This is a genomic window from Sphingomonas sp. DC5200-1 (genome assembly GCF_049897245.1).
Taxonomy (GTDB): Bacteria; Pseudomonadota; Alphaproteobacteria; order Sphingomonadales; family Sphingomonadaceae; genus Sphingomonas; species Sphingomonas aquatilis.
In genome coordinates this window covers 534,055-553,124 of record NZ_JAFCVW010000001.1, presented here as the reverse complement: position 1 = coordinate 553,124, position 19,070 = coordinate 534,055, and the positions used below count along the sequence as shown (strand labels likewise).

General features: G+C 65.2%; 18 protein-coding genes and 2 pseudogenes. 4 read left to right on the top strand and 16 right to left on the bottom strand.

The features are described 5' to 3' along the window. Positions 1-8: 8 nt before the first annotated feature. Genes ACP7A3_RS02595 through ACP7A3_RS02575 form a run of 5 tightly spaced genes read right to left on the bottom strand, consistent with a single transcriptional unit; the run spans position 9 to position 5,332 of the window. The gene (locus ACP7A3_RS02595; RefSeq protein ID WP_426254863.1) at positions 9-674 is read right to left on the bottom strand and encodes a response regulator transcription factor; all 666 of its coding nucleotides are present in this window, start codon (positions 672-674) and stop codon (positions 9-11) included. Between the two features lie 7 nt (positions 675-681). Then, positions 682-2,904, bottom strand: coding sequence for a sensor histidine kinase (locus tag ACP7A3_RS02590; protein ID WP_426254862.1), 2,223 nt, complete (start codon positions 2,902-2,904; stop codon positions 682-684). After that, entirely contained in the window at positions 2,904-3,293 is a 390-nt protein-coding gene (locus ACP7A3_RS02585; RefSeq protein WP_426254861.1) for a response regulator, read from the bottom strand. Before ACP7A3_RS02585 ends, ACP7A3_RS02590 begins: the two co-directional genes overlap by 1 nt. A gap of 39 nt (positions 3,294-3,332) precedes the next feature. Beyond that, complete coding sequence (locus ACP7A3_RS02580; RefSeq protein WP_426254860.1) at positions 3,333-3,776, bottom strand: chemotaxis protein CheW; 444 nt, start codon at positions 3,774-3,776, stop codon at positions 3,333-3,335. 14 nt (positions 3,777-3,790) lie between these two features. Next, positions 3,791-5,332 carry a methyl-accepting chemotaxis protein gene (locus ACP7A3_RS02575; RefSeq protein ID WP_426254859.1) on the bottom strand — a complete coding sequence of 514 codons (1,542 nt, stop codon included), beginning with the start codon at positions 5,330-5,332 and terminating at the stop codon, positions 3,791-3,793. A gap of 210 nt (positions 5,333-5,542) precedes the next feature. Between ACP7A3_RS02575 and ACP7A3_RS02570 the strand changes: the two genes are divergently transcribed. Beyond that, positions 5,543-5,824, top strand: a complete 282-nt coding sequence (locus ACP7A3_RS02570) for a hypothetical protein (RefSeq protein ID WP_426254858.1) — start codon at positions 5,543-5,545, stop codon at positions 5,822-5,824. Here the strand turns inward: ACP7A3_RS02570 and ACP7A3_RS02565 are convergent. The 4 genes from ACP7A3_RS02565 to ACP7A3_RS02550 form a co-directional block, all read right to left on the bottom strand. Continuing rightward, positions 5,793-6,917 (bottom strand): histidine-type phosphatase, encoded by a 1,125-nt coding sequence (locus tag ACP7A3_RS02565; protein WP_426254857.1) that lies wholly within the window; start codon positions 6,915-6,917, stop codon positions 5,793-5,795. The genes ACP7A3_RS02570 and ACP7A3_RS02565 overlap by 32 nt on opposite strands. A 124-nt stretch (positions 6,918-7,041) precedes the next feature. After that, a complete protein-coding gene (locus ACP7A3_RS02560; protein WP_426254856.1) occupies positions 7,042-8,136 on the bottom strand; it encodes a phosphatidylinositol-specific phospholipase C1-like protein in 1,095 nt (364 codons plus the stop codon). Beyond that, a complete protein-coding gene (locus ACP7A3_RS02555) occupies positions 8,136-8,501 on the bottom strand; it encodes a hypothetical protein (RefSeq protein ID WP_426254855.1) in 366 nt (121 codons plus the stop codon). Before ACP7A3_RS02555 ends, ACP7A3_RS02560 begins: the two co-directional genes overlap by 1 nt. Continuing rightward, positions 8,498-10,855 carry a TonB-dependent receptor gene (locus tag ACP7A3_RS02550; RefSeq protein WP_426254854.1) on the bottom strand — a complete coding sequence of 786 codons (2,358 nt, stop codon included), beginning with the start codon at positions 10,853-10,855 and terminating at the stop codon, positions 8,498-8,500. Before ACP7A3_RS02550 ends, ACP7A3_RS02555 begins: the two co-directional genes overlap by 4 nt. A gap of 123 nt (positions 10,856-10,978) precedes the next feature. On the opposite strand from ACP7A3_RS02550, the gene ACP7A3_RS02545 reads away from it, so the two are divergent. Next, complete coding sequence (locus ACP7A3_RS02545) at positions 10,979-11,161, top strand: hypothetical protein (RefSeq protein WP_426254853.1); 183 nt, start codon at positions 10,979-10,981, stop codon at positions 11,159-11,161. 141 nt (positions 11,162-11,302) lie between these two features. Here ACP7A3_RS02545 and ACP7A3_RS02540 read toward each other — a convergent pair. After that, positions 11,303-12,061 (bottom strand): annotated as a pseudogene (locus ACP7A3_RS02540) (IS5 family transposase). Positions 12,062-12,466: 405 nt separating this feature from the next. Here ACP7A3_RS02540 and ACP7A3_RS02535 point away from each other — a divergent pair. Beyond that, a complete protein-coding gene (locus ACP7A3_RS02535) occupies positions 12,467-14,230 on the top strand; it encodes an adenylyl cyclase (RefSeq protein WP_426254852.1) in 1,764 nt (587 codons plus the stop codon). Positions 14,231-14,415: 185 nt separating this feature from the next. Here the strand turns inward: ACP7A3_RS02535 and ACP7A3_RS02530 are convergent. From ACP7A3_RS02530 to ACP7A3_RS02510, 5 genes and pseudogenes are all read right to left on the bottom strand, one after another. Further along, positions 14,416-14,694 (bottom strand): annotated as a pseudogene (locus ACP7A3_RS02530) (MarR family winged helix-turn-helix transcriptional regulator); the annotation flags it as partial. Positions 14,695-15,204: 510 nt separating this feature from the next. After that, the gene (locus ACP7A3_RS02525; RefSeq protein WP_426254851.1) at positions 15,205-15,528 is read right to left on the bottom strand and encodes a UrcA family protein; all 324 of its coding nucleotides are present in this window, start codon (positions 15,526-15,528) and stop codon (positions 15,205-15,207) included. Between the two features lie 175 nt (positions 15,529-15,703). After that, the gene (locus ACP7A3_RS02520; RefSeq protein WP_426254850.1) at positions 15,704-16,231 is read right to left on the bottom strand and encodes a hypothetical protein; all 528 of its coding nucleotides are present in this window, start codon (positions 16,229-16,231) and stop codon (positions 15,704-15,706) included. 143 nt (positions 16,232-16,374) lie between these two features. Then, entirely contained in the window at positions 16,375-17,019 is a 645-nt protein-coding gene (locus tag ACP7A3_RS02515) for a hypothetical protein (protein WP_426254849.1), read from the bottom strand. Next, positions 17,016-17,288 (bottom strand): PadR family transcriptional regulator, encoded by a 273-nt coding sequence (locus tag ACP7A3_RS02510; protein WP_294203072.1) that lies wholly within the window; start codon positions 17,286-17,288, stop codon positions 17,016-17,018. Before ACP7A3_RS02510 ends, ACP7A3_RS02515 begins: the two co-directional genes overlap by 4 nt. A gap of 360 nt (positions 17,289-17,648) precedes the next feature. Here ACP7A3_RS02510 and ACP7A3_RS02505 point away from each other — a divergent pair, with 360 nt between their 5' ends. Beyond that, positions 17,649-18,806: a GGDEF domain-containing protein gene (locus ACP7A3_RS02505; RefSeq protein WP_426254848.1), complete on the top strand. Its 1,158-nt coding sequence runs from the start codon at positions 17,649-17,651 to the stop codon at positions 18,804-18,806. Here the strand turns inward: ACP7A3_RS02505 and ACP7A3_RS02500 are convergent. Then, the gene (locus ACP7A3_RS02500) at positions 18,803-19,003 is read right to left on the bottom strand and encodes a hypothetical protein (RefSeq protein WP_426254847.1); all 201 of its coding nucleotides are present in this window, start codon (positions 19,001-19,003) and stop codon (positions 18,803-18,805) included. The genes ACP7A3_RS02505 and ACP7A3_RS02500 overlap by 4 nt on opposite strands. Positions 19,004-19,070: the final 67 nt, after the last annotated feature.

Below are 19,070 nucleotides of genomic sequence, written 5' to 3'. Positions count from 1 at the left end.
CGGGCGCCTCAGCCCGGCCCGTCGGCGCGCACGATCGCGCCCTTGGGCTCCAGCCCCGCCTCGAGCGCCAGGCGCACCGCGTCCGACAGGCTGGACACCTCCAGCTTGTCCATCAGATGCGCGCGATAGGTTTCGACCGTGCGGGTCGACAGGCCCAGCCGGTAGGCGATGATCTTGTTCGCCAAGCCCAGCACCAGCCCCGCCAGGACATCGCGCTCGCGATCGGACAGGCGTTCCAGGCAGTGCTGCGCGGCGGCCGTCCGGCCGCGTGCGCGTTGATCCTGCCGCAGCCGTTCCAGCGCGCGCATCACGGCCTGGCGCAACGTGGCGGGGCGCATCGGCTTTTCGATGAAGTCCGCCGCCCCCGCATGCAGCGCCTCGACGGCCAGCGGTACGGTCGCCGCGCCGGTCAGCATCACGATCTGATGATGGCTGCCAGTGCGCCGCAACTCGTCCTGTACCTCACGACCGCTCAATCCGGGCATGTTGACGTCGAGCACCACGCAGCCTTCGGGGAGCATCGCCTGTTCGTGTAGGAAGGCGCGGCCATCGGGAAAGGTGCGCACCTCAAGCCCGGCAGCCGCCAGCGTGTCTGCCAGCTCGGCGCGCAAGGCCGCGTCGTCGTCCACGACATAGGCATGGGCGGCGGGCGTGTCGGGGACGGGGGCGGTCATGGCGACGCTACCTCCGCGCATCGATCGGAAAGCTGAGGGTCAACATCGCACCGCGTCCGTCTGGCTTGTTGGCCAAAGCGATCGTGCCGCCCACCTCGTCCATGATCTGGCGGCAGACGAACAGCCCCAGTCCCGTGCCCTTGCCGATCGGCTTGGTCGTGGAAAAGGCGTCGAACGCCGTCCCGGCCACCGCGTCGGCCAGCCCGGTGCCGGTATCGTCGATGACGACCTCGACCATCCTGTCGCGCTGGGCGAGGTCGATCGCGATACGGGCGGGTCCGGCGTCGCCCGCAGCACGGGCGGTGTCGATCGAATCGGCGGCGTTCTGCAGGGCGTTGACGATGATCTGCTCGATCCCGACGCGTGGCAGTTCCAGGATGGGGAGCGACGCCGGCGCGGTGATCCGCAGCGCGATATCGCGTTCGGACAGCACGGGACGCATGAACCGTCCGGCATTCTGGATCGCGTCGATGATGCTGATCGGCTCGCTGCCGCCGCGCTCCAGCCGTGCATAGCCCGATGTACGTTCGACGATGGCGGTCGCGCGATCCACCTGTTCGATGATCCGATCGAACTTCTGTGCAGCGCGTCCGGACGCGTCCTCCGACGGGGTGAGGGAAAGCCGTCCGTTCTCCGCGGCAAGCGCGATGGTGAACAGCGGTTGCCGCAGCTCGTGGCTCAGCGCCGATGCCATGCCGCCCAGCTCCATCAGGCGCGCATGGTGCCGCATCTCGGTCTGGAACGCCTTGGCGGTGCGCAGCCGCACGACGCATCCGAACCGCCAGCGCTCGAAGATGGGGTCGTAATCATGCGCCAGCAGCAGGTGCCATTCGGCCTCCGCGCCGGAGCCGACGCGAAATTCCGCCATGACATCGTCGCGCGCGTCGAGATTCGCCAGCGTCGGGCGGTCGGCCGGATGCACGGGCAGGCTCATCTCGCGCCGGCCATGCTGTGGATCGATCTTCACGAACCGCAGGGTCCCGCTTGCCGCATCGTAGCGTACGTCGCTGAACACCTTGAACCCCATGGTGGTCCGTAGTTCGTCCACCGCGCGGGCCAGGCGCTGTCGTTCGTGGTCGCTCGCCAGCAAGGCGTTGTTGATGGTGACGAAGCGGTCCAACAGCGTGTGCGTTTCGCTGAAGGGTACGTCGACGGGCGGGATCGGGGCATGACGGTCGAAATGCGCCAGCGCATCCTCCCATACCGCCACCGACCGGCGGATCGCATGACGAAAGGCGACGAGCCCTAGTTCCGCGAGCAGCAGATACGCCAGCAGCGGGATCAACCCCATGAACACGCCGACCATCGTCGCCCGCACGAAGGGGCGGGGAGACACGATCGCGATATGCCCGTCGGGCGCGCGCTGCGCGACGCAGGTGGTCAACCAATAGCCGATCGTCTGCCGCTCGATCGGACCGGCGGTCCCGTCGTCGATCCGGCGGCAGCCCAGTCGCGCCGCGGCGGACGCCGCATCGGCCTGCGGCGTATGAGTCATGCGGAGGGCGTCGGGATGGCCGGGCATCGGCAACGCGCGGATCTGGCCTGTCGGTCGGTCCGCCGCCGGTGCGAGCGCGGCGGCCGTCCGCGCCTGATCGGCGAATCGCAGCATCTGGTCCGGCACCGATCGCATGGCGCCGAGCAGGAACAGCATAGCGCCGCCTGCGACCGTCAGCGACACCAGCACATCCAGCGCACCGGTGAGCGACACCAGCGGACGACGCATCAGGCCGCCCGTTGCCGGATCGCGCGCGATGAAGAGTACGGCGGCATCGGTGATCGCGGCGGCTGCGACGGTGAACAGCACGGTGCGCAGGAACGCGATCAGCGCGGCCTCCGCTGCGAGGCCCCAGGGATTATGCAGCAGCAGCCCGGCCGCCACGCTGGCGATGGCGACGCTATAGAGGACGGTCACCGTCGACAGGCCGCGATCCCCGCGGCAAAACCGATCGACCACGGCGATATGGCCGAGTGCCGCGGCGATCAGCAGCGGCTGGCCGAACCACGCCAGGGTCGGCAGCGTAGTCGCGATGGCGACGGCGATCGCGATGCGAACGCCATACCATCGCAACGCCGGCAGATAGGCGAAGGGCGCGAGAATCAGCTCGAACCCCGGCGCGGCCACCAGGCGATGGCTCGACAGGACGATCGCCACGCCGAGCAGCGCGAGCGGCACGACGGGCACAGCCCGCCACCGTGTCGCCAGCGTCGGGAACGACAGGCCGGCGGCCATCAGGCGTCGCCGGTGCTGCCGGTTTGGCCCGTCACGATCGCGCGTAGCGTTGCGGTGCGCAGGGGTTTGGTGAACAGGCCGCTCGTCGTCGTCGCGATGTCGGATAGCGCCGCGGCGGTGAGATCGAGATGACCGGTCATCAAGTACATCGTCGGCTCCGTCGTGCTGGTGGATCGACGATGACGCAACATGCGTAGGACGTCTAGGCCACTTTCGGCCTTAAGTCTTAGATCGCAAAGGATAACATCTACCGAACACGTTGCGTCCAGCAGGACCAATGCCTCATGGCCGGATCGCGCGCCGATGGCATGGCCGCCCAGCGCCTCGACCAGCTCGACCAGTTCGTGCCGCAGGTCGTCGTCATCCTCGATGATCAACAGGTGTCGCATCACCGATAATCCCATGGTCGCGGGGAGTGACGACGACGATCAGGCCGCGTCGGCGAGCAGGGCGTCACTGTCGATCGCCATGCACCGCAGGTCGAGGACCATCACCATCCGATCGTCGACGGCGATCAGCCCGGACAGGTGTCGGGACGAACCGCCGCCCAGGTCCGGCGGCGGTTGCAACGCGGCGGGTTCGATCGTCACGATGTCGTTGACCGAATCGACGACGAGGCCGTGCATCTGCTCGCCGATCTGGATGACGATGATGACGTGCCGCGGCGACGGGGCGATCGCGTCCCACCCCAGCCGGTCGCTCAGATCGACGACCGGCAGCACGGTGCCGCGAAGATTGACGATCCCGCGTACGAAGGCGGGTGCATGCGGGATGGGGGTCGGTGGCGTCCAGGCGCGGATCTCGCGGATCGCCATGATGTCGACGCCCAGGCGCTTGTCCGCGATTTCGAAGGTGATGAGTTGCTTCGTCATGGCACGATCACCGTTCAGAACTGGCTCCAGTCATCGTCCGCCGGCGTGACGGCGAGTGCGAGATTGCCGCGGCCGGCGCGGCGCGCCGCGCGGACCGGCGGCCTGGGTGCGGCCACCGCGATGGGCTTGGCGACCGCAGGCCGAGCGGGCGGTGCCATGGCGTCGTCCAACGTGAAGCGCGCGACGAGGCCGGTGAGCTGGTCCGCTTCACTGGCGAGGCTCCGCGCGGCGGCGGTCGATTCCTCGACCATGGCCGCATTCTGCTGCGTCGTCGCATCCATCTCGCCGATCGCGATATTCACCTGTTGCAGGCTGTTCGATTGGACCTGCGCGAGCTGCGAGATATTGGCGGCCAGCGTCGCGATCTCGGCCACCTTGCCGACGATCCGGTCGAGCGCTTCGCCTGACTGTCCGACCAGCGCCACGCCGCGCGCGACCTGTTTCGAGCTTTCGCCGATCAGGTCCTTGATATGCTTGGCGGCGTCCGCAGCTCGCTGGGCAAGCGCGCGCACTTCGCTCGCCACAACGGCAAAGCCCTTGCCCGCATCGCCCGCGCGTGCCGCCTCGACCCCTGCGTTCAACGCCAGCAGGTTGGTCTGGAAGGCGATGCCGTCGATGACGTTGATGATCTGCGCGATCTCGGCGGCCGAACGCTGGATGTCATCCATCGCGCCCACCGCTTCCTTGACGACCGCGCCACCCTGCGTCGCGTCGGCATGCGCTTCGCTGACCGATCGGTTGACGTGTGCGGCGCCTTCGGCGGTTTCGCGGACGCCGCCGGTCAATTGATCCATCGCGGCGGCGGTCTGTTCCAGCGACGCGGCCTGCTGTTCGGTGCGTTCTGACAGATCGTCGGAGGCAGAACTGATTTCCACCGACCCAGTGTTGATGCTCTTCGCGGTGTCGGCGACCTGCACCAGCGTTTCGCTGATCTGGCTGCGCATGAACTCGAAATCCTGCTCCACCTTGCGGAACGCCTCCGGCAGGTCGTGCAGCGACGCGGTAAAGTCTCCCTTGGCCAGCCCCTCCAGCGCCTCGCCGACTTGCGCGATGACGGCGAGCCTCTGTCCTTCCTCGGCGCGGAAATAGCTCGAAAGCGCGATATCCATGTCGAGCAGCGCGCATTTCACTAGAGTGCCGATCACGCGGCTGAGCCGCTTGCCGGCCAGCCGACCGATGGGGGAGGCGGCGACGACTGCATGGATCACCTGCTCCAGCACCATGGCGTAGCCGCCGATATACCATGTCGGTGCCAGGCCGATCCGGGCGTGCACATTGCCGATCTGTTCCGCTTTTTCGAAATAGCCGGCGCCAAGCTCCCGCGAAAACAGCTGCGACCAATGGTCGAGCTGCTTGTCGCGCGCGTGATCCATGACGGTCTTGGATGTGAAGAAGCCTGAAACTTCCGGCGTCGCCGCGATCTTCTTGTAGAACAGGTCGAGCGCCTTGGGGGCGCTTTTCGACACGACGGACAGAATGCGCGGGAAGTTCGCATAATCCTGTCCGTCGAGACCGTAGAATTGTACGCGCTTCGCATTGGCTGCCGGGTCGTGCATGGGATGTCTCCAGTTCGTCGTGCGAATTGGGGCCTCGCGTGGTTTCCAACCGGTAAATCATCGTAATTTTACGGTGGTCCCGGCACCGGCAGCGTCGCAGCCATGGGTTGTCGATCATGACGGAGCCAAAGCGGTTTCGGAGGGCGCGCGTTGTGGGAGCCGGACTGGAATCGATGTCGGCGCGACCGCATGATGCGAGCAAGGTCGGCCATGAAGAAAGGCAGCGCCGGCACGTCAGTTCGGGATTACAGCCATCCGTTCCGCCGCGCGGTGCGGCCGGCTTCGATGCGGTTCGCCTTCGGCCGCGTCCTGGCGACCCACCACGTTCTGGCAAGCATAGCGCCCTTCGAGCACCTCGGCGTCCTTCCCCTCGCTCCGCATGACCGCTGCCGCACCGACCACGGCCGTGCCGCCGTCCTGATCGACGGTCTGCGGAGACAAGTGGAAAACTCTGACGAAATTACTTCGGTAGTGTTGTTTCGCGTTCAATGACGCTTTGAAAGTGCGGCAGTGAGCAAGGCGTGCCGCATCGTTCGATGGGGAGATGCCGCACGATAATCTGACCGCGCTGTCCACCTGTGCTGAGATATCGTGCCGCTGAAGGTGTCTGGGCAATATACGATAGCCGGATAATGTGGTTGTGGGTGCGACGGTCGGTCAGGCGCTCGAACAGGAGGCCGCCGCCGATAGGCGGGTCGTCAGCGCCGTAACCAGGCATTGTAAAGTGAACGCCAAGGATCGCAGTGACGGCCGCGATCGTGTTGTCGTGACCGACATAGACGCGGACCGCAGGTGCCTTGGGCTGTGACAGGTCCGTGGCGATCGCGCGTGCGATCAGACCACCGACACGCGGCGCCATATAGGCCGAGCGGGCGAAGACGTCGAAGAGGCGGGCATGCAGGAGCGACATCGCCTGAATGTCCTTGGCCGATGCGCGGCCCCAGCCGACCCGCTGCATCGGAAAGCCTTCCGCATATTGCAGCAGGAAAACCTGCGCGGTGCCGGAGGTCAGATCGATCGCGCCCGACAGGCTGATGCCCTTGCCATCGGCGGACGGCGTGATCCGGTTGGGCATTGCCGCGAATGTGCAGGGTGGCATGGACGACGCACAGCCGAGCACCCGCTCCATTGCGGCGAACCCCGCGGCGGTGCCGCGCATCAGGGCGGTCCCATCCTGCAATTCGGCGTTGATGCTGGCGGCCGCTTGGGTAGCGTCGAAGGGGACGGCGCGGGCTTCCAGCGCGTTGAACAACGGGTCGGTGTCGCCTTCGGCACGATGATCGACCGCAACGGGGCAACCCGGTGCTAGGCCCTCGGCCAGGGCATGGCCGCTGGCGATCGTCCGCGAGAGGCTGTTCGTCCAGATCGTCAGGGCATTCGGGGCTGGACAGCGCCCGGCCGGCAGTAAGCCTTGCCGGAGCAGCCGACCCCTTTCGAACTGCGCCAGGATGCGCAGCGCCGCGGCGCCATGCGGGGTCAGATGGCTGGCGTACGTGTCCCATTGCGGAAATGGTGCGCGGGCGAGGGGAGCCGCCGCGGCTTCACCCTCCAAGGGCGCGCGGATGCCGTGGCGGATCAGCATCACGGCCCGGTCTACCGTGTAGCGGGGCCGCGCCGAGCAGGGACTGGCGACCAGACTGGTCGCCAGCGTCAGTGCGAGCGCACGGACTGGCATGTCGAGCATCTTTCCCAGTCCCACGGCGACCCTCTCACTTCGGCAGCTTGCACCCGGCAGGCTGGGTTATCGGGTTGCACCGCTCCATCACCTCGCCCGGCAGGGTCACGGTGAAGCCCTTGGTCCAGCCCCGCGTCGGCGCGCCGGGATAGTAATCGGTCGACACCGCCTGTGCGCCGCTGTCGATCGCGGCCTGCTGGCGCGTGTGATCGTTGTCGCGCGCTTCCTTGGTGTCGGCGTCGCTGCGGGTGCGGACGATGAAGCCCTGTTTCACCCACGCCTTGATCTTAGCCCCATCGGTACGCGGATCGCCGACGATCTCGACCGCAGCCTCGGGCTGGTCGGTGTCGTACCAGCCGAAGATCGGGCGCCCCTTTAGCGAAGGATGCCCTGCGCGGTAGATGTCGGACACGTCCGAGGGCGTGTCGAGCACGAAGTAGATTTTTCCGCGCGCACGCTCCAGCGTCGGCCAGCCCTTGGTGGTCACCGCCTCGCGCAGGGTCTTCGCATTCCCGCGCACGTCATCGGGCGTGATCATCCGGTTGGGCGTCAGCACATCGCGAATCTCGCCGTCCAGCGCATCGAGCAACGGTGCGGTCAGCGGCAGCGGGTCGGTGACGCCGGGCTTGTTGATCGGCCGGTCGGCGGCGTTGATCGTCACCATGATCGGCAGGTGACGCGGGTGCGCGCGCGACCAGGCGTCGATCTGGCCGATGCACTGCTTGAACGTGCCGCAGGAGCGGTAATCGACTTCCGGGATGTGGAAGACCTTGAAGCCGGGCTTCATCATCGCCGCTTCGTCGAAACCGGTCTGCTCGCCTGCGGCCTTCGCGATCGCCTCGCCCTTGGGATGCGCGAAACGGCCGCCTTCGGGGTCGGCGAAGATGTCGATCTCCAACTGGCGCACGCCCCGGTCGAGCTGCTGCGCCAAGGTCAGGTGATCATAATCCAGCGCGGCGGCGAGCTTGGGATCGCGCTGTTCGAGCGCGGCGAAGACGGCAGGCGCGATCCGCTTCTTATAGCTGTTGTGCGAGCCGACCACCTGGATGTCGTTCATCCGAAGGGCCGCCCGCGGCGCCGGAGCAGCGGCGGTCGCGAGGACCGCCGCCAGGGTGAGGAAAGCCTTCATCAGAACTCCGCCCGAATGCCAAACAGGATCGTCCGGCCATAATAGTTGATCTCGCCGAAGCGCATCTTGCTGTCGTTATAGGTGTCCTGATGCGCGCCCGCGATGTTGATGCCCTCCAGGCTGAGCGTCAGATTGTCGGCGGCGCGCACCGACAGCTGGCCGTCGAGCGAGCCGAAGGCCGCGACATAGGTCGGCGCCTGTACCGTGCTGCCTGTGCTCGACAGATATTTGTCGCGCCAGACATAGGAGAGGCGGGCCGACAGCGGGCCCTTGTCGTAGAAGCCGACCAGGTTGAAGCTGTTCTTCGACAGGCCGATCAGCTGGTCCTTGATGGCGCGCGAACCCGCCGTGTAGTCGGCCTTCACTTCCGTATGGTATAGGACCCCTGAATGCCGAAGCCGTCGAACGGCGCGGGCAGGAAGGTGAAGACCTGGCTGTATGCGGCTTCTGCGCCATACACCTTGGCATTGCCGCCGTTGACCGAGCTGGAGAGGCGGACGGTGCCGCGACCCGGAATGTTGATCTCGGTATTCGACTGGGTGATGTAATCGTCCATCGCCTTGTAGAAAACGGCGCCCGACAGCATGCCCGACGGTGCGAAATACCATTCCAGCGACCCGTCGAACTGGGTGGCGAGGAAGGGCACCAGCTGCGGGTTGCCGCCGCTGGCGGTCTGCGCGTCCGTCGACACGGTGATGCGCGGCGCGGTGTCGGTGACGTTGGGACGGGTCAGCACCCGGCTGGCGGCCAGGCGACCAACCAGCTTCGGGGTCAGATCGGCGCGCAGGTTGAAGCTGGGTAGTACGTTGTTGAACGTTTTGGGGTAGCTGACCGCCTGCGGTACTTGCGTGCCGTCCGGGATCGGCTGGCCGTTGATCACGAGATTCTTGGCAGGAACGATCAGCGTGCCGCTCGCGACCTGATCGGTATGAACATAGCGGACGCCTAGATTGCCGCTGACCGGCACTTGGCCCGCATCGAACTGGTAATCGGCGCGAACATAGGCGGCGGCGATCTTCTCCGACACAACGAAGGAGGAGCGCAGGTCGCCGTTGGTCAGCGGCTGTGCGGCGATCGCCGGGGTGAAGAAGTTGCCGACATAGGCCGCCGTTGTCGGGACCAGCCAGTTGCGGAAGGCATTGCCGCCGACGCCCGCCAGGAAATCGTCATAGGGCAGCTGCTGATAGGCGCCCGCACCCAGATTGGTCAGCGGCTGGTTGGTCGCGGTGTCGATCAGGTAATCGCGACGGAAATAGTCGCGCTTGCGCCAGTGATATTCGCCGCCCGCCTGCAGCTTCGACAGGAAACCGTCGAAATCATGGCCGACGTCGAGACGCGAATAGAAGTCCCAGTCCTTGCTGTCCTTGGGCGCAATGTTGAACTGGTAGATCTTGTAATTGGCCGGGTTGGTGACGTCGACCGGCGTGGTCAGGGTCGGGATCGACTGGTAACCGCCGCTCGCGTCATAGGTCAGCGGGGCGATGAAGTAGGCGCGGCTGCGCACCGTGCCGGTGCGGTAATCGGGGTGATAGCTGTGTGCGGCCGACCAGTTGACGTTGGCGATGACGTGCCAGCGATCGGGGTTCCATGCCTGCTTCAGGCCGATGGTCAGCAGGTCATGGCGATTGAGGCTGTATTCGCGCGACGCCATGAAGCGGACATTGTTGATCGTCGCCTTGGTGATCGTGTCGCCGACGACCGTATAGCCGGGCTGGAGCACGGTCGGCAGCTGCTTGACGCCGCCGATGGTGACGTTGTTGTCGTCGGGGTAGATGTCGAGGCCGAACTCGTCATAGGCGACGTCCAGGCGCGTCGCGACCACGTCCAGCGTCGTCTGCAATTCGGGCGTTGGCTGCCACTGGGCCGAGACGATGCCGGAGATGCGCTTGCGATCCTCGGTCTCGACGGTGGGGCGGGTGCGGGTCGGCGAATAGAGACCCGCAGGCGCGCCGCCGCGCGACGCATCGGTATAGCGGTCGGTCAGCCAGCCGAAGTTCATGAAGCGGTCGTTGCGGACCGTCTTGCCCCAATATTGCGCGCCCGCCAGGATGCCGAAGGTGCCGTCGCTGTTCTTCGCGCTGGTCAGCACGGTGACGTTGGGGCGGACCTGCTTGGTCTGGCTGGTATAGGTGCCGCGCATGTTGACGGTCGTCTTGTTGCCGACCTCCAGCGGGTGGAAGGTCTTGACGTCGATATTGCCGCCCAGCGCGCCCTCGCTCATGTCGGCGGTGGGGGTCTTCACCACGTCGATGCTGGACGTGAATTCGGCGGGCAGCATCTCGAAGCGGAACTGCCGACCGGCCGCGCCGCCATTCTCGATCAGGTCGTTCAGCGCGATGGTGCGGCCGTTCATCAGTGTGTTCTGGAACTGCGGACCCAGGCCACGGACACTGACATACAGGCCTTCACCGCGCGGGCGGGTGATCGCCACGCCGGGAACCAGCTGAAGCGCCTCGGCGACGTTCTGGGTCGGGAACTTGCCGATATCGGTCGAGCTGATCGAGTCGACACCGTAGGCGGCGCGGCGCTTGGTCTCGATGCCCGCCGCCAGGCTGCGCGCATAGGTGCCGTTGACGACGATGTCCTGGCCGTCGGCGGCCGTATCAGACGCCTGTGCGGTCGATTGCGCAGGGTTTTGCGCCGTGTCCTGCGCAGGGTCAGCCGCGGCGCTCGTCTGCGCTTGGACGGCGACCGAGCCAGTCACCAGGGTAAACGCCACCGATGCCTTCAAAAGGCTGCGAAATGTAGTCATGAATTTGGTCCCCACCCGGCTGCCTTGCCGGTCCGGCGGGGGCGTTAAGAGCCGCCTGTGTAAGTTTGACGTAGAATTGATGACATTCGTGTGAGCGCTAACGCTTGGTACGTGCTGGCGACCTGCGGACCGCCGGAAGGATCGCCCAGTGCCCTAACCCCGTTCCCGGTGGCGCTGCGCCTGATCGACGTCCACACCGGCTGCCGCGCTCGTATCGTTCAGGTTTACGACCTCGTCGTCGGCACCCTCGCCGATGTTTGTCACGGTGCCTGACACCGTCACCTAATTGCCCCGTTTCATTGCGGCGTCGAAGGGGGTGTCCCGTCAGCGGCTGCCCTCATCCTTTGGCATGCACGTAGTGTTGTGAATGTTAATGATCGGAAATTGGCCAACGCTAGGGTCAGGACTTGTTGATCACAGCCAGAAGATGATGGTGGCAGCGAGAGTGATGGCGGAAAAGAATGCGGTTGGGCAGCGATCGTAGCGGGTGGCAACACGCCTCCAGTCGTTGAGGCGGCCGAACATGATCTCAATGCGGCTGCGACGCTGGTAACGACGCTTGTCGTAGCTGATCGGCTCGTTGCGTGATCGCCGGCCCGGGATGCAGGGCTGGATGCCCTTGGCCTGGAGGGCATCGCGGAATCAGTCGGCGTCGTAGCCGCGGTCGCCGAGCAGCCACTTCGCCTTGGGCAGGTCGTCCAGCAGCGCTGCCGCGCCGGTGTAGTCGCTGACTTAGCCGGCGGTCATGAAGAAGCTCAAGGGGCGGCCGTTCGCATCGGCGACGGCATGGAGCTTGGTGTTCATGACGCCTTGGTCCGACCGATCAGGCGGCCGAGATCCCCTTTTTAACCCGCAGGTTTGATGCCGTACGGTGCGCCTCTAGGTAGGTCGCGTCGATCATCACGGTCTTAGGCTCGGCATCGCCCACAGCTAACCCCTCCATCACGCGCGTGAACACGCCTCGCTACCCCCTTAGCACTTCCACCGGTTATACAGCATCTTGCAAGGACCGTAGGCGCTGGGTGTATCTCGCCAGCGCAGCCCATCGCGGTTGACGAAGACGATGCCGCTCAGCACCCGCCGGTCATCCACACGAGGCTTGCCATGGCTCTTTGGAATGAACGGCCGCAGTCGCTCGATCTGCTCGTCCGTCAGCCAAAAGAGGTCGCTCATCCCGGTCTCCTCACGGAGCCTGGATCAGATCGCGACGCTCACATCAATGGGTCCTGACCCTAGGTAGATTGGTCTCGTCGATGCCCGCCGTTCAGCCATCTCTTTTGGCGATGGACTAGCCGCATTTCGCAAGGTGAATAATTAGCCGGAGCCGGGGATCGGCAAGGCCCTGGCGACTGACCGCGCTGGGGCCGTTTAGCATATGTGCATTGGGGTGCTTCCGCAGGTTCACGTACATCATGCGTCATAGGAGCAACGGCCTATTATGCGTGCGCCTGTCCACAAGCGCACGCGCGCCGGCGCGTTTATAAATTTGTCCGTTCACATGAACAGTGCTCCTTAAGTCTGTGCCAGGCTAAAAGGACAAGGCTGTCGACGCGGCACCGAAATGTAGGAGAGGGCGGGATGCAGACAACGACACGTCGGGAACTGATCGCAGGTATCGCGGCGATCGGATTCGGCACGTTTGCGAACGCGGCGCCGGTCGGCAGGCGGCGCGATCCCGACCTGGGGCCGAACGTCCTGATCGTCGACGGCGACGAGCCGGGCGCACAGGCGGTGATCGACCGCTGGTTCAAGGAACAGGAGCGCGCGCATTTCACCGACCGGCGCCGCGCGATCTTGCTCAAACCCGGCAACCACCACCTCGACATCAACGTCGGCTTCTTCACGCAGGTCGCGGGCTTAGGGCTCATGCCGGGCGACGTCACCGTGGCTGGCCATGTGCATGCCGAGGCCGATTGGGCGAAGGGCATGGCGCTGGTCAATTTCTGGCGCGGCGTCGAAAATCTGACGGTCCGGCCTCCCGACGATATGGATCGCTGGGCCGTGTCGCAGGCTGCGCCCTATCGCCGCATCCATCTGACCGGCGACCTCGCCCTGGACGATGGCGGCTGGTCGAGCGGCGGCTTCATGGCGGATTGCCGGGTGGACGGGACGATCCGCTCCGGTACGCAGCAGCAATGGTTCACCCGCAACAGCCGCATGCAGCGCTGGGAGGGATCGAACTGGAACATGATGTTCATGGGTGTCGCGGGCGCGCCCGCGTCGAGCTTCCCGACCCCACCCTATACGACGGTGGCGACCGTGCCAGTGGTGCGCGAGAAGCCGTTCCTGTGCGTCGGGCCGGGGGGCGAATGGACGATCTTCGTCCCGGCGCTCCGCCGTGAGGCGCGCGGCATGTCCTGGGATCGGGCACCTGCCGGACGCCATGTGTCGCTGGACGCCGTGCTGATCGCCGATCCGACCACGCCGGTCGCGACCATCAACCGCGCGCTCGCGGCCGGGCGCCATCTGCTGCTGACGCCCGGCGTGTATCGCCTGCGCGAACCATTGCGCGTGGTGCGGGCCGATACGGTTGTCCTCGGCCTCGGTCTCGCGACCCTTCTGGCCGAAGGTGGATCGGCCGCCATCACCGTCGCCGACGTGCCGGGGGTGACGATCGCCGGACTGCTGGTCGACGCCGGGCCCCAGACGACACCGGTGCTGGTGCAAATCGGGCCGCGCGGCGCGGACGGTCATCATCGTGACAATCCGACACTGCTCGCCGATCTCTTCTTCCGCGTCGGCGGGGCGGCCGTGGGGAACGCAGGGACCTGTCTGGAAATCAACAGCCACCATGTCATCGGAGATCATCTCTGGATCTGGCGCGCCGACCACGGCGATCGCGACGGCGGCCGCGTCCACGTCGGCTGGGACGAGAGCCGGGCGACGCACGGCCTCGTCGTCAACGGGGATCACGTCACCTGCTATGGCCTGTTCGTCGAGCATTTCCAGGGCTGGCAGACGCTATGGAATGGCGAGGACGGCCGCACTTTCTTCTATCAGAACGAATTGCCGTATGATCCGCCTAGCCAGCGCGCCTGGCGTTCGGATTCGCCGCGCGGGTGGGCTGCGTACAAGGTCGCCGATCACGTCCGCCGGCATCAGGCGGTCGGCATGGGGATCTATGCCAATTTCACCGCCGATCCGTCGATCGTGCTCGCAAGCGCCGTGGAGGTGCCCGATACGCCGGGCGTGCGTGTCTCGCATGTCACGACGATCTCTTTGGGCGGCGGCAAGGGCACGATCGCGCATCTGGTCAACGACGCGGGAGAGGCCGCCCGGCCGGGCAGCATCCGCCAGACGCTGACGCAATACGGCGACGCTCGGGATAGTAGTGCAAGCTGATCGGTGAAGGGCGGTGGTGGCTATCTCCACACATTTCGCGGCGTGTCGCTTGGCAAATGCGGAGCGCGGGCGACATTCTCGATAACAGGGGAGATCAAGCCGGCTCGGCGCTATGCACAAGCCTGAGCACCGCGCGTGGTGCCGGCGTGGCCTCTGCCTCGATCGCCGCGTAGATCGCATCCGCCGCGCGCGCGGGCATCATCACTTCGCCGTACGCGCGCGATCCAGCCGCGCTTCTCGAAGCGCGCAACCAGGCGGCTCAGATAGCCCGCGTCCATGTCGAGCGCATCCTGCAACACGGTCGCGGTGACGGGTTCGCGCGTCGCGATCTCGAACAGCAACCGCGCTTAGGGCAGGGTCGTCTCGGTCCCGAGGAACCGTGCATCAAGTGCGCCGATTGTCTGGGTGTAGAAGCGGTTGAACCGGCGGATGGCGGTTATGTCTGCATCTTCCACGTGCGCCATGCCGGCTCGGAATAGTTGATGGAGTCAAGTATCGCGATGAAATTGGTGGCGGGGCGGGACCTTGAAGGCACCTAGGGTGATTGGGATTGCGAATTTCGCTCTCAGCCGCATTTCCGTGAGACGCTTCGTCTGCCGGACGTTCGTGAACCGGGACGCTCACTTTCAGATGGGCGATACAGTGAAACGGCTTTCGTCCATTAGGGGCAACAGCGTTTGTCGGCATGAAAGGTGGAAGGAGCGTCCTTGGTGTTAGCGGCTGATTATCGTAAAAGAGGATCGCTCGCAGCTTGACGGATCGGTATGGCATCCGAAGCTAGTCATTCTATTGAATCGGACAAATGCTGATTATCGTCTTCGACGCAATTTTTTATGAATGAATAGCCCGAAATAAACTCCGCAAATACATTAAATATTGAGCCGGTGTAAGGATGTCCCAGTCTTGGGTCCCTCGATAATTGTGCCGATTGAAATCTGTAAACTTTATTGAGCTATCTCAATGGGGGTGTCGGTTTAATTGCTACCGACGCCTTCACGATACGCGCGGCGTACGGACGCAGGCGCTTTGTTCATGAACAGAAGGGTCGCATAACCGGGGCAGTATCGGGTGCTGGCAAGATGCGGGTCAAAGATCGCAGTGTCGTCCTGCGGATCGTAGGCAGCACAGAAGTCTCGAGCCGCTCGGTCTACGCGCTCCACGAGCTCGGTCCGCCCAGCCGAGGTCTCGAGCGCGAGGTCGGCGTAGCGCACCACCATGTCGGGTGGTGGATGCGGCGTCGTGCGGGGCGTTGCACAGGCGGACAGCAGAAGTGCGTTCAGCACCCATGATCGTTTCATGGCTTTGCCTTTGTATGAGGGCCGACAGCCTCCGTGGCGTGGCACGCACGCGGCTGAAGACGGATGATTGTGATCGATGCCGCTCTGACGAACCGGCGTGCGGTTCAGACGGCTGGTCGTCGATCCCGACCCTGTCGCCCACTTGGGTAGTCGGGCCGGGGCCGCAGCCAGAACTTCAGCGCAATCGCCTGTAGTGGAAGTTGCGCACGAACGGCTCTCCCTTGTCGGTGAGGCCCGCCGCAGACTCGGTCATTTCGTTGCCGTTCGCCGACACGATGTAGACCCTCACCGATCCCAGCCTCTTCGCCTTCGCGATATTGAGCACGAGCACATTGGGGGTCGGCGTCATGACGGCCACGCTGTCCGCCTCGCTCGTTTCTCCCTCGCTGGGCGCCATCGTTCCATCCGGACGATAAGATGCCGCCATGTGCCGGACGTGGCCGTCCTGACCGGTGATGTCGACGACCATCCGCCACTTGCCTTCACCGATGTCCTGAAAGCTGTAGACGACCCGTTTGGGAGGCGGTCCGTAGGTGCTGGGCATGCGCGTCAGGTCCAGTTCCCATCGCCCCATGAAAGGCGACGGCGCTGCTGCCTCTGATCGAACGCGCTCCGGTTGGGCGACGGCTTCACTGGCAAGGCCCGCGATGGTCGCGGCAGCCGCCAAACATAGGGCTGAGCGATATAAAGGCAAACGCAGCATGCAACCTCTCCATGGATAGCCGAGGCATCGCCTCAGCGTGGGCAATGGCCGTGATGGGCAGCACGCAGGCGTGCCTTCATCTTCTCCGGGATCATGACCCCGAAGCTTCGCATTCGATCGTCCGTCGTTCTTGGGCTAGAGAATCAGCCGGGATGCTCGGTTGGAGCGAAGCGGTGAAGCTCGGCGTGCCGACGCATGATGACCAGGAGGATGGCCAGTTCGATCCCGACCACGCAGCCCTGCATCAACGCCTGCCGACTATCGAGGAAAAACACTCCCATGAAGATGACGAGCGTGGTCATTCCGGCCAACGTCCACAGCGACCAGCGAAGCGCGCTGGACCAATCGCGCTCCAGCAGTGACCATGCGAGCCGCAGGTGCCCGGCCCCAGCCACGAGTTGAATGAACGCCATTGCCGGAATGGCTCCCAGATAGGTGGGGCGCAGCAGCGCCTCATGGGAACCGCCGACGAGGAGCGCACCCGGAAGGCCATGCTGATCGGGATAGAGATAAGGGAAGCCCAAGACCGCACAGCCGATCTCGATCGTGGCCATCGGAACCATGATGCCCAGCGCGACGGCATAGCTGGTGAGGACGAACCGCCCTGTCGCGCTGCCCAACATTTCCCGCCACGCCGCAATGAGACAACCCGCCGCAAAGGATAGTCCCTGCCCCTCGGCGGCTGCGGCATGATATTCGGCCTTCATCGCCTGGGACCAGGTTTGACGGTCCTCACCCATGCACGCCGTGGCGATCGCCATGATCGCGCGGGACAATGACATCCTCATGTCAGCATCTCCTTGCCGGAAAGTGCCGCGTCGCCGCTGGTCAGTTCCATCGCCAGCGCGAAACCGTTCGCGGTCAGTCGATAGACATGGCGGGGCGGGCGCCCGGGTTGCGCAGGCTCGCGCCATTCGGCCTCGACCAGCCCGTTGTCGCTCATCCGCATCAGGAGGGGATAGAGCGTGCCCGACGACAACCCCGTGTCCTTCAGCAGGTCATAGCCGTGGCGCCATTCGCTGCGCTGGGTCGACAGGGCCGCCAGGAGGAGGCGCATCTGTTTCGAGGGTTGCCTGTTTCGTGCCATGTCGAATGACAACATATGTAGATTTAAGAGTCAACGGGGTTTGACCGCTCGACGTCGCGAGACTCTTGAGGCTTGGAATGCTGCCGGCGCGCGAGAGTGCTGGCATGGGCGGCTAACCTGAAGCTGAAGGAATGTCGCATATCAAGACGCGTGCGAAAGGCTTCGGATGACCATTTGGGGGTTTCTGGTGCCGGGAAGCTGCCAGAAGCAAGCCGCCGATGGCCGATCGTCCATCCGAACAGATCGCGCACCGGGCGACGCTCGCGCCCACGCAGGATTGATTAACCTGGATGGGGTAACGCGTGCGTGACGAGGCATGGGAGCAGACGATTGCCGCTCGATCAAATGACAATCTACGCATTGACGGCGTTGTTCACGATCGTCGCAGGGCTCGTCACGCTGGCATCGGGCACGCGGGAGGGCGCGGCGGGCTGGCGGAGTTTCTGGGGCGGCGGCTATGTCATGCTGGGTATCGGCATGGCGGTCTTCACCCTGCCGGCCCTCGATCGCGCCTTTCGCGTCTCCGCCGGCGCCATCCTGTCGCTGTGCGGGGCGGTGCTCGTGACGCAGGGCGTGCGGCTGCTGGCCGGGCGCACTCCCCATTGGCCGCGGCTGGTCGCCGCGCTGCTGGCCGTCTCGCTGGTGCCCCTGCTGTCGCACGATCCCGCGCATCGCCTGCAGCGCATCGCCTATATCGATTATGCGATGATGATCGTGGACATCTGGGCCGCGGTGACGGCCTTGCATCTGGCCCGGCACGAACGCCTGCGCACCGCCTGGATGCTTGGCGGCACCTTCGTCCTGACCGCCGTGATCGGCTTCGGCCGCGGCAGCCTGTCGGCGGCATTTGCGCTCGGCATGAATTCGCACTTCGATTTCATCAACAATATCTGGATGGCGATGGCACTGGCCGCCTGCTGGCCGATGCGCGGCAACCTGCCGACGCTGGTCGCGGCCGAGCGGGCCGAGCGCGCGCTGCTGCGCCTCGCCACCGAGGATGCGCTGACGGGCGCGCTGAACCGCACCGGCCTCGATCGGCTGCGGGCGCGGATGACGGGGCGCGCCGGGCTGATCCTGATCGACCTCGATCATTTCAAGGCGCTCAACGATCGGATGGGTCATGCCGAAGGCGATCGCACGCTCCAGCTGGTGGCCGCAGCGGTGCGCGAGGTGGGCGGTCCGGGCTCGCGCTTCGCCCGGCTGGGCGGTGACGAATTCCTGCTCGTCCTGCCGGGCCGCTCGCTGGCCGTCGCGGCGCAGACGGCGGACCGGGTGTGTGCGGCGGTCGAGGAAGCGGTGCTGACCCACCGGCGGAGCGAATGGGGCCGGTTCGGCGATCTGCCGCCCGTCACCGCCAGCATCGGCGTCGCCAGCGGCAGTGTCGCGGGCGAGGGCTTCGCCGCCCTGCTCGCCGAGGCGGACGAAGCGCTGTATCGATCCAAGCGCGCCGGCCGCAATCAAGTCAGCCTCGTGCGGGATGCCGCCTAGCACCACAGGTGCGGGTCTCTCGGCATACCGATCCAGCGATAGCTGGGGATCGTCTTGCCGTTCCTGTCGAAGGTCATCGCCGGCCGCCTGAAGCATGCTCCGAACACGTCGCTGCGCGGATCGAGCGTATCGATGCCGTGGAGGATCAGCCGATCGAAACGACCGCGCGCGTCGGCGCCGGGCTCTGCGGTGACCATCGCGATTTACTTTGCGTTGCCGAACTGCTCGCCCGCCGCCCGTGCCGATAGCATAATCGCGAGCAGC

Excerpts from the sequence above, each read along its gene's own strand:
- ACP7A3_RS02560 (WP_426254856.1), bottom strand. The coding sequence starts at position 8,136 with ATGAAGGCTTTCCTCACCCTGGCGGCGGTCCTCGCGACCGCCGCTGCT.
- ACP7A3_RS02590 (WP_426254862.1), bottom strand. The coding sequence starts at position 2,904 with ATGGCCGCCGGCCTGTCGTTCCCGACGCTGGCGACACGGTGGCGGGCT.
- ACP7A3_RS02500 (WP_426254847.1), bottom strand. The coding sequence starts at position 19,003 with ATGGTCACCGCAGAGCCCGGCGCCGACGCGCGCGGTCGTTTCGATCGG.
- ACP7A3_RS02525 (WP_426254851.1), bottom strand. The coding sequence starts at position 15,528 with ATGAAACGATCATGGGTGCTGAACGCACTTCTGCTGTCCGCCTGTGCA.
- ACP7A3_RS02580 (WP_426254860.1), bottom strand. The coding sequence starts at position 3,776 with ATGACGAAGCAACTCATCACCTTCGAAATCGCGGACAAGCGCCTGGGC.
- ACP7A3_RS02595 (WP_426254863.1), bottom strand. The coding sequence starts at position 674 with ATGACCGCCCCCGTCCCCGACACGCCCGCCGCCCATGCCTATGTCGTG.
- ACP7A3_RS02585 (WP_426254861.1), bottom strand. The coding sequence starts at position 3,293 with ATGCGACACCTGTTGATCATCGAGGATGACGACGACCTGCGGCACGAA.
- ACP7A3_RS02535 (WP_426254852.1), top strand. The coding sequence starts at position 12,467 with ATGCAGACAACGACACGTCGGGAACTGATCGCAGGTATCGCGGCGATC.
- ACP7A3_RS02515 (WP_426254849.1), bottom strand. The coding sequence starts at position 17,019 with ATGAGGATGTCATTGTCCCGCGCGATCATGGCGATCGCCACGGCGTGC.
- ACP7A3_RS02510 (WP_294203072.1), bottom strand. The coding sequence starts at position 17,288 with ATGCGCCTCCTCCTGGCGGCCCTGTCGACCCAGCGCAGCGAATGGCGC.
- ACP7A3_RS02570 (WP_426254858.1), top strand. The coding sequence starts at position 5,543 with ATGAAGAAAGGCAGCGCCGGCACGTCAGTTCGGGATTACAGCCATCCG.
- ACP7A3_RS02520 (WP_426254850.1), bottom strand. The coding sequence starts at position 16,231 with ATGCTGCGTTTGCCTTTATATCGCTCAGCCCTATGTTTGGCGGCTGCC.
- ACP7A3_RS02575 (WP_426254859.1), bottom strand. The coding sequence starts at position 5,332 with ATGCACGACCCGGCAGCCAATGCGAAGCGCGTACAATTCTACGGTCTC.